Origin of the sequence: Micromonospora sp. NPDC005254 (assembly GCF_042872525.1) — a bacterium.
Lineage (GTDB): Bacteria > Actinomycetota > Actinomycetes > Mycobacteriales > Micromonosporaceae > Micromonospora.
Window position 1 is genome coordinate 862,061 of record NZ_JBIAKM010000002.1, and the last position, 7,937, is coordinate 869,997.

A 7,937-nucleotide genomic window follows, 5' to 3' on the forward strand; every position below is an offset into this window, starting at 1 on the left:
TCCTTGGCGTGATTGACGAGCAGACCGACAAGCCCCGCAGCTCCTTCTGGAAGGAGCTGCCGATCCTGCTGGGTGTGGCGATCCTGGTCGCGGTGCTGGTCCGCGCCTTCGTGCTGCAGACCTTCTTCATCCCCTCTCCGTCCATGGAGAACACTCTCAAGATCGATGACCGGGTGTTGGTCAACAAGCTGGTCTACGACTTCCGATCGCCGCACCGCGGCGAGGTGATCGTCTTCAAGGCGCCCACCGAGTGGAGCGGCAACCCCGACGGTGAGGACTTCATCAAGCGGGTGATCGGCGTCGGCGGCGACCACGTGGTCTGCTGCGACGCACAGGAACGGCTGATGATCAACGGCAAGTCGCTCGACGAGCCGTACATCTTCTCGATCGACGGGGTCCGCGACAAGCCGGCCGACCAGGAGTTCGACATCACCGTGCCGAAGGGGCGGCTGTGGGTGATGGGCGACCACCGGTCGGCCTCGGGTGACTCGCTGGAGCACTGGCAGCAGTCCAACCAGAACATCACCGAGGCCACGATTCCCGAGGGCGAGGTGGTCGGGCGGGCGTTCACCGTCTTCTGGCCCGTCAACCGGGCCACCTGGCTGACAGTGCCCGATCAGTTCGACGGTATCGGAAAGCCGTAGAACCGGCGGGGGCATGGGCGATCGGCCGCACGTCTGGCAGGCTGGTGCGGTGACCGTCTACACCCCTCGACGCGCGGCGCGGGTGCTGCTCGTCGACGCGGCCGGCCGGGTCCTGCTGTTTCAGGGCTTCGACCCGGCCCGCCCGGAGCACCGCTACTGGTTCACTCCCGGCGGCGGGCTCGACGAGGCGGAGTCCCCGTCGACCGGCGCGGCACGGGAGTTGGCCGAGGAGACCGGGCTGCGGGTCGATCCCGCCGAGCTGGGCGAGCCCGTCTGGTCCGACACGACCGAGTTTCCGTTCGACGGCGACTGGTACCGCCAGGAGCAGGACTTCTTCCTGCTCCGGGTGCCGTCGTGGCAGGTCGACACCGTTGGCTTCAACGACGTCGAGCAGCGCAGCATCGCCGGTCACCGCTGGTGGCTGCCGGCCGAGCTGGCCGCCAGCGGCGACCGGTACTACCCGCCCGAGCTGCCCGACCTGCTGGCCCGGCTCCTGCCGCCGGCCGTCGAGGCGTCGTGCTGACCCCGCCGCGCACCGTCGTGCGCCGGGAGGCCGGCCTCTACGCGCTGGAACGGGCGCTGCAACGGCGCGGGTTCCGGCACGTGGCCGGCGCCGACGAAGCCGGCCGGGGCGCCTGCGCCGGCCCACTGGTCGCCGCCGCGGCGGTGCTGCCGGAGGGGCGACGCGGCGAGATCGACGGGCTGGCCGACTCCAAGCTGCTCACCCCGGCCAGTCGGGAGCGGGTGTACGCCGAGGTCGTGGACCGCGCCCTGGCGTACGCCGTGGTGGTCATTCCGGCCGACGAGGTCGACGCCCGGGGTCTGCACGTGTGCAACCTGGCCGCCATGCGCCGGGCGCTCGCCTCGCTCACCACCCGACCGGAGTACGTGCTGACCGACGGCTTCGGCGTGGACGGCCTGGGCGTGCCGGGGCTGGCGGTGTGGAAGGGCGACCGGGTGGCCGCCTGTGTGGCGGCGGCCAGCGTGCTCGCCAAGGTCACCCGCGACCGGATCATGGTGGAGCTGGACGGGGTGTTCCCGGCGTACGGCTTCGCCGAGCACAAGGGCTACATCACCCCGGAGCACAGCGCGGCGCTGCGGGAGCACGGGCCGTGCCGGGAGCACCGCTTCTCGTACGTGAATGTCGCAGCGGTCTCCGGCCGCGACGGCCGGCCGCCGCGCGCCCGACGGCCCGTCGGCCCGGCGTCGGACGAGCCGATGGAGCGCTCCTGGGCGTCAGGGGGTACCGTCGGCGTGGCGTTGGGCGAGCAGCCTCGGCCTCCGGCGCCGGTGGGGGAAGATGTGGTCATGGAAGGCGGAGTGCGATGAGCGCGGAAGATCTCGAAAAGTACGAGACCGAGATGGAGCTGCAGCTCTACCGGGAGTACCGCGACATTGTCCGCCAGTTCTCCTACGTGGTGGAGACGGAACGCCGGTTCTACCTGGCCAACCAGGTCGACCTGCACGTGCGTAACTCCGACGGCGAGGTCTACTTCGAGGTCGAGATGCACGACGCCTGGGTGTGGGACATGTATCGTCCTGCCCGCTTCGTAAAGAACGTCCGAGTGATGACTTTCAAGGACGTCAACGTCGAAGAGCTGGAGAAGCCCGACATCTCGCTGCCCGCCGACTCCGGCTTCGGCGGCTGACGACCCTCGGCCACGCCACGGTCCCCCCATCCGTGGCGCGGCCCGCCGCGCCGGTCACTCGGCCGGCACCACGACCTCGACGCGCTGCACCAGGTTGTTGGCGAAGCCGCCACGGTTCCACGGCTGCTCGACCGGCTGGGTCCGCCCGGACGCGTCGGTCGCCCGCGCGCTGAGCACGTACCGACCCGGCGTCGCCGTCCACTCGTGCCGCCACCGCCGCCAGGCGAACTCCCCGCCCGTCGCCGGGTCCAGCTCGGCCGGCGCCCAGCTCGCCCCGCCGTCGACGCTCACCTCCACCGCGACCACCGGGGCATGCCCCGACCAGGCCCGACCGTCCAGAGTGCATGGTCCCGGCGGCAGCACCCGGCGGCGCGTCATGAAGTCGGGAAAGCCCGGCGGGCGGACCAGCGCGCGTGGCTCGATCCGGGTGACCGGCACGCCCGGGTCGTCGGCGTCGCGACGCAGCCGGTACGCCACCGCGTTCTGGTAGCCCTCGAACGGCTCCGTCCGGACCTCGATCGAGTGCAGCCACTTCACGTGCGCCATGCCGTACCAGCCCGGCACGATCAGCCGCAGCGGGGCGCCGTGCTGCGGCAGCAGGGGAGCGCCGTTCATCTCGTACGCCAGCAGCACCTCCTCGCGCAGCGCGTCGGCCACCGGCAGCGCCCGCTGGTAGTCCTGCTCGACGCCGCGCTCGACCCCGTGGTCGGCGCCGGTGAAGACCACGTCGACCGCGTCCGCGCCCAGGCCCGCCTCGCGCAGCAGCGGCGCGAGGGGGGTGCCGGTCCACTCGGCGTTGCCGACCGCCTCGACCAGCCAGGGCTGGCTCACCGGCCGGGGGTGCAGCAGAGCCCGGCCGTTGCCGGCGCACTCCATCGTGACCCGGTGGGTGACCCGGGGTCGCTCGCGCAGGTCGGCCAGCGTGACGGTCAGCGGTCGGTCCACCGCGCCGCCGATGGTCAGTGTGTGCGCCGCCGGATCCAGCTCCGGAATGTCGTAGTGGATCAGCAGATAGTGCAGCCCGGCCGGGGTGACGTCGTACCGCAGCGCCTCCAGCGGAAGGCCGTGGTTGCGGGCGGCGAGCTGCAACTCGTCGGCACTGATCGCCTCGTCGGGCTCGGCGAGCCGCGACGGGCCGCTCACGTCGGCCGCCCTCGGCCCTCGGTCATCGACAGTGGTCATGCGATGCCTCCCCGGTGCAGACGGCGGCACCCGCCGTACGCGGCCCAGCCTAGGCCCTTCGTGGCGGCCCGCTGGTGGTGACCTGGGCCGGTTGGCGGCGGGCCGGGGACAGCGCTCGCATAACAGATCATCGAGCCGTTCGGTGGTCGTCCACAGCACCTCCGGTTGTCCACAGCTTCGTCGGCCGGGCTGGCGGACGAGCCGGCCTCGGCCGGAGGCTGCCGTCATGCGACCGCCACCCGTCGACTCGATCCGCCGCACGCTGCTGCTGTGCGCCACGCTCCCGCTCGCACTGACCGTCCAGCTCTGCGGGCTGGCGGTGCTGGTCGCGGCGGTGCCCGGCCAACCACCGACGCCGACCGTGCCGGTCGCGGCCGTGACCGACCCGCCCGCCGACCCAGCGCCCGCCGAGCGGTTCCGCTGGCCGGTCGACGGGCCACCTCGTCCGGTGCGCCGGTTCGACCCGCCGCCCCGACCGTGGCTGCCTGGCCACCGCGGCGTCGACCTGGCCGCGCCGGCCGGAGCGGTGGTCCGCAGCGCCGGGCCGGGCACCGTGCTCTTCGCCGGCCTGGTGGCCGGTCGACCGTTGGTCACCGTGGGGCACGCCGACGGGCTGCGGACCACCCACGAGCCGGTCCAACCCGTCGTACGCCCCGGCCAGCCGGTCATCGCCGGCACGCCGCTGGGCGAACTGCTGCCCGGGCATCCGGGTTGCCCGGCCGAGGCGTGCCTGCACTGGGGCCTGCGGCGGGGCGAGGAGTATCTCGACCCGCTGGCCCTGCTCGGCCTCGGCCCGGTGCGACTGCTCCCGGTGCGCCCGCTCCCGCTCGGTCGGGCGGGAGACGGTCAGCGCTGGGCGAGCAGCGCCGGCAGCCGCACGGCCAGCCGTTCGTACTCGTCGGCGGCGTTGTAGACCTGACCGGTGAGCCGCAGCCATCCGCGACCGTTCCAGCTCATCACCGCGACCTCGGCGGCGAGCCGATCGCCGATCCGCGCCTGCAACGCCCGCGCCGCGTCGATCGTGGTGCCCGTGCCGGACGGCAGCGGAATGAGGCGTAGAGCCACCCCCGGTCCGCCGGGGTCGGGCAGATCAGCGGGGGCCACCCCCAGCGCGTCCCCCACCACCCGCTGACCGTACGCGGCGAGCGCGGCGTTGTGCGCCCGTACCCGGTCGACGCCGAGGCTGCGCAGTGTGAACAGTCCGGCCGGGGCGGCCAGCCAGGAGGTGTAGTCGAGGGTGGCCTGCCATTCGAGCCGGGCCGGGAAGCCGGCTTCCTGTTCCCACGAGACCACCAGCGGCTCGATCCGCTCCCGCCACTGTGGGGCCACCGCCAGCAGGGCGGTGCCGCGCGGGGCGTACCCCCACTTGTGCAGGTTGCCCGCCCAGAAATCCGCGCCGATGCTGGCGACCGTGGTGGCCAGCATCCCGGGGGCGTGTGCCGCGTCCACCAGGACGGGCACGCCGCTCTCGTGGGCCACCCCGACGATGGCGGCGATCGGGAAGAGCCTGGCGGTGGCGGAGGTGAGCTGGTCGACGACGAGCAGCCGCGTCCGCCCCGGGCGCAGGCCGGCCCGGATGGTCTGCACGATCTGTTCGTCGGTGGCGGCCAGCGGGATCGGCAGGACGCGGCTGACCGCGCCGGTGCGCCGGCACTCCCGCTGGATGGCCAGGCTCACCGCCCCGTACCCGTGGTCGGTGCTGAGCACCTCGTCACCGGGTTGCAGGCCCACCGACTGAAGCACCACGGCGACGCCGGTGGTGGTGTTGCCGATCAGCGCGCTGCCGTCCGGGTCGGCGCCCAGGAACCCGGCGAGGTGCCGGCGGGTGTGCGCGATCCGGTCGACGAGCCCCTGGGTGAAGAAGCGCAGCGGGTTGGCCTCCATCTCGTCGCGCAGCCGCTGCTGGGCTCGCTGCACGCCGATCGGCACCGCGCCGAACGATCCGTGGTTGAGATGGCTGACCGCCGGGTCCAGGGAGAACAGCAGGCGGGCGCCCGGGATCGGCTCGGGGGGCTGCGGGACGCTCACCCGATGATCGTAACCGTCGAGCGACCCGCCCCCTCGGCCCTTGATCAGGCGCGGGGATGTGCCTGCCGGTAGGCGGCGCGCAGCCGTTCCACCGAGACGTGGGTGTAGATCTGCGTGCTGGCCAACGACGAATGGCCGAGCAGCTCCTGCACGGCGCGCAGGTCGGCCCCGCCCTCCAACAGATGGGTGGCGGCGGAGTGGCGCAGCCCGTGCGGGCTGGTCCGGGGAAGGCCGGCCGTCTCGGCGTACCCGCCGACGATCTGTCGCGCGGTCGTCGGGTTGAGCCGGCCACCGCGAGCCCCGAGCAGCAGCGCGTCGCCGGAGCGGGCACCCGCCAACAGCGGTCGGCCCCGGCGCAACCACTCGTCCAACGCCCGCTGCGCGGGCACGCCGTAGGGCACCGAGCGCTCCCGACCGCCCTTGCCGAACACCCGGATCACCCGGCGACCGTGGTCGACGTCCCCGAGGTCCAGCCCGCACGCCTCGCTGACCCGCACGCCGGTGGCGTAGAGCAGCTCCAGCAGAACCCGGTCGCGCAACAGCACCGCCTCGGCGGCGGCCGCGTCCGGCGCCGCAACCGTCATGGCTTCCGTCGTGATCGTGGCGGGTGCGGTCGTCGGCTGCCGGGCCGGTGCCTCCACCAGGGCGGCGGCCTGGTCGGCGCGCAGGACGCTGGGCAACTCCCGGTGAGCACGAGGGCTGGCCAGTGCGGCGCCCACGTCGGAGGGGAGCAGCCCGGCGCGGTGCGCCCACGCGCTGAACGCCCGCGCCGAAGCGGCCCGACGGGCCAGCGACGTACGGGCGGCGCCGGTGGTCCGTTGCCGGGCCAGCCAGCTCCGCAGCACCGACAGGTCCAGCTCGGCCACCTCCAGGCAGCCCATCCGGACGGCGTGGTCGAGCAAGGCGACCACATCGGTCACGTACGCGCGGACGGTGTGGGCCGACCGATTGCGGACCCGGGAGAGGTGCTCGGCGAAGTCGTCGACCGCGTCCCGCAGCGCCGGCGGCAGCTCCTGGTGGGTGGCCCGGGTGCCCCGGGTGGACCGGCTCACCGCCGCCGCGCCGATGGCGGCGTTGCGATGGCTGCACCCCCACTGACAGTTGGCACGGCACCAGCGTACGGCCGAGAGCCGCGCAGCGTTCGCCACGATGGTGCCGGTGTCGCCACCACGCCCGTGCACTGGGGCAGTTCGTCTGTTTATGCGCCGCCCCTTCGGCTTGGTGGCCGGGGCGAGGGCGCAGCCGTCGTCGCGGCCACCACCATGGACGGCTCCTTCAGCAACGACAGCTTTCGCCTAGACGAATAAGTCCTAACTCAAGACGGGGCTGGGGCTGCGGCGAAGGGCGCCGGTCATCCGCTGTGGCTGCCCGTCGTGTCGATGTGCTGTTGAGCGGTATACCTCAGAGGTATGAATATGACTCTGAGGTATACCGCTTACGACCGCATCCGCCCCCACGGAGGTGACCGAGGGTCACCGCCGGCCGCCGGCTGCGCCAACCGCCGCAGCAAAGGTTAGGAATTATTTGTCTAGGCCTGAAGGTGGCGGGACGGACCTGGAGCTGGTCCGCCTGAAGCGGCAGATAGCCGGCGGCGGCGTGGAGTGGCTGATCCCCGCCGTGACGGAGCGCGGGAAGCCCGGCCGCCGCTTCGGTCCCCCGAAGGCAGGGAGACGGCCCCGGGTGCGGCTACCGCCCCGGGGCCGCTCCGTGTCTCGGGAGGGCCTCCGGACGGGCGGAAGGACCTACTCCTCGTCCCCGTCGGTCGGGCGGGGCGGGCGGTTGTGCCGGGCCCACTCGTCAACCTCGTCGGCGTCCCAAACGTTCATGCCGATCAGGCGGGCGAGGGGTTCGGGGAAGCCGGGTCTGCGGGTGATCTGTAGGACCCGCTGCCGCGACACGTTGAACAGGGCGGCCAGCTCGCCAGGCCCGTACAAGCGCGGTCGCTTCACAAGCCGAAGGTATGCACGACACATCGTTTACGATCGTCACTTACAGATTGACAACTCGGTAGTGACCGGGGGTCCCCTAGGCCGTGTTTCGTAGGGCACGAAGCCATTGGTTGATAGCGGCGATGGTGAGGGTGGCTTCGTAGCGCACGGTGAGTTTGTCGTATCTGGTGGCCATGGCGCGGTGTTGTTTGAGCTGGTTGATGCCGCATTCCACGGCGTGGCGCAGGCGGTAGACGTCGGGGTCGAAGGCGGGCGGACGTCCGCCTTGGGAGCCTTTGGCTTTGCGGTGCGCGTCCTGGTCGGCCTTGCTCGGGATGCACGCGCGGATGCCCCGGGATCGCAGGTGGGCGCGGTTGGCCTTGGACGTGTACGCCTTGTCGGCCAGCACGATGTCGGGGCGGGTGCGTGGCCGGCCGCCACCGGCTCGGGGGATGCGGACCTTGGCCAACACGGGGATGAACTGTGGGCTGTCGCCGCGCTGTCCG

10 protein-coding genes are annotated in these 7,937 nt (G+C 72.5%); 5 read left to right on the top strand and 5 right to left on the bottom strand.

The features are described 5' to 3' along the window. Positions 1-8 precede the first annotated feature (8 nt). Genes lepB through ACFYPR_RS09625 form a run of 4 tightly spaced genes read left to right on the top strand, consistent with a single transcriptional unit; the run spans position 9 to position 2,293 of the window. Positions 9-644 (top strand): signal peptidase I, encoded by a 636-nt coding sequence (gene lepB, locus ACFYPR_RS09610; RefSeq protein ID WP_354856385.1) that lies wholly within the window; start codon positions 9-11, stop codon positions 642-644. A gap of 13 nt (positions 645-657) precedes the next feature. Continuing rightward, the gene (locus ACFYPR_RS09615; protein ID WP_387259331.1) at positions 658-1,167 is read left to right on the top strand and encodes an NUDIX hydrolase; all 510 of its coding nucleotides are present in this window, start codon (positions 658-660) and stop codon (positions 1,165-1,167) included. After that, entirely contained in the window at positions 1,161-1,973 is an 813-nt protein-coding gene (locus ACFYPR_RS09620; protein ID WP_354856383.1) for a ribonuclease HII, read from the top strand. The genes ACFYPR_RS09615 and ACFYPR_RS09620 overlap by 7 nt, the downstream gene beginning before the upstream one ends. Next, positions 1,970-2,293, top strand: a complete 324-nt coding sequence (locus ACFYPR_RS09625) for a DUF2469 domain-containing protein (protein WP_007075222.1) — start codon at positions 1,970-1,972, stop codon at positions 2,291-2,293. The genes ACFYPR_RS09620 and ACFYPR_RS09625 overlap by 4 nt, the downstream gene beginning before the upstream one ends. Before the next feature lie 54 nt (positions 2,294-2,347). Here ACFYPR_RS09625 and ACFYPR_RS09630 read toward each other — a convergent pair whose 3' ends face one another. Then, the gene (locus ACFYPR_RS09630; RefSeq protein WP_354856382.1) at positions 2,348-3,475 is read right to left on the bottom strand and encodes a sulfite oxidase; all 1,128 of its coding nucleotides are present in this window, start codon (positions 3,473-3,475) and stop codon (positions 2,348-2,350) included. A gap of 226 nt (positions 3,476-3,701) precedes the next feature. Here ACFYPR_RS09630 and ACFYPR_RS09635 point away from each other — a divergent pair, with 226 nt between their 5' ends. After that, positions 3,702-4,388: a murein hydrolase activator EnvC family protein gene (locus ACFYPR_RS09635; RefSeq protein ID WP_387259334.1), complete on the top strand. Its 687-nt coding sequence runs from the start codon at positions 3,702-3,704 to the stop codon at positions 4,386-4,388. Here ACFYPR_RS09635 and ACFYPR_RS09640 read toward each other — a convergent pair. The 4 genes from ACFYPR_RS09640 to ACFYPR_RS09655 all read right to left on the bottom strand — a co-directional run. Beyond that, positions 4,322-5,503: an aminotransferase class V-fold PLP-dependent enzyme gene (locus ACFYPR_RS09640; protein ID WP_387259337.1), complete on the bottom strand. Its 1,182-nt coding sequence runs from the start codon at positions 5,501-5,503 to the stop codon at positions 4,322-4,324. The genes ACFYPR_RS09635 and ACFYPR_RS09640 overlap by 67 nt on opposite strands. A 44-nt stretch (positions 5,504-5,547) precedes the next feature. Then, entirely contained in the window at positions 5,548-6,555 is a 1,008-nt protein-coding gene (locus ACFYPR_RS09645) for a tyrosine recombinase XerC (protein WP_354856430.1), read from the bottom strand. Positions 6,556-7,245: 690 nt separating this feature from the next. After that, positions 7,246-7,452 (bottom strand): DNA-binding protein, encoded by a 207-nt coding sequence (locus ACFYPR_RS09650; RefSeq protein WP_355133383.1) that lies wholly within the window; start codon positions 7,450-7,452, stop codon positions 7,246-7,248. Between the two features lie 76 nt (positions 7,453-7,528). Then, the coding region (locus tag ACFYPR_RS09655; RefSeq protein ID WP_387259340.1) for a transposase at positions 7,529-7,937 on the bottom strand (409 nt) is incomplete at its 5' end.

Excerpts from the sequence above, each read along its gene's own strand:
- ACFYPR_RS09630 (WP_354856382.1), bottom strand. The coding sequence starts at position 3,475 with ATGACCACTGTCGATGACCGAGGGCCGAGGGCGGCCGACGTGAGCGGC.
- ACFYPR_RS09635 (WP_387259334.1), top strand. The coding sequence starts at position 3,702 with ATGCGACCGCCACCCGTCGACTCGATCCGCCGCACGCTGCTGCTGTGC.
- ACFYPR_RS09615 (WP_387259331.1), top strand. The coding sequence starts at position 658 with ATGGGCGATCGGCCGCACGTCTGGCAGGCTGGTGCGGTGACCGTCTAC.
- ACFYPR_RS09625 (WP_007075222.1), top strand. The coding sequence starts at position 1,970 with ATGAGCGCGGAAGATCTCGAAAAGTACGAGACCGAGATGGAGCTGCAG.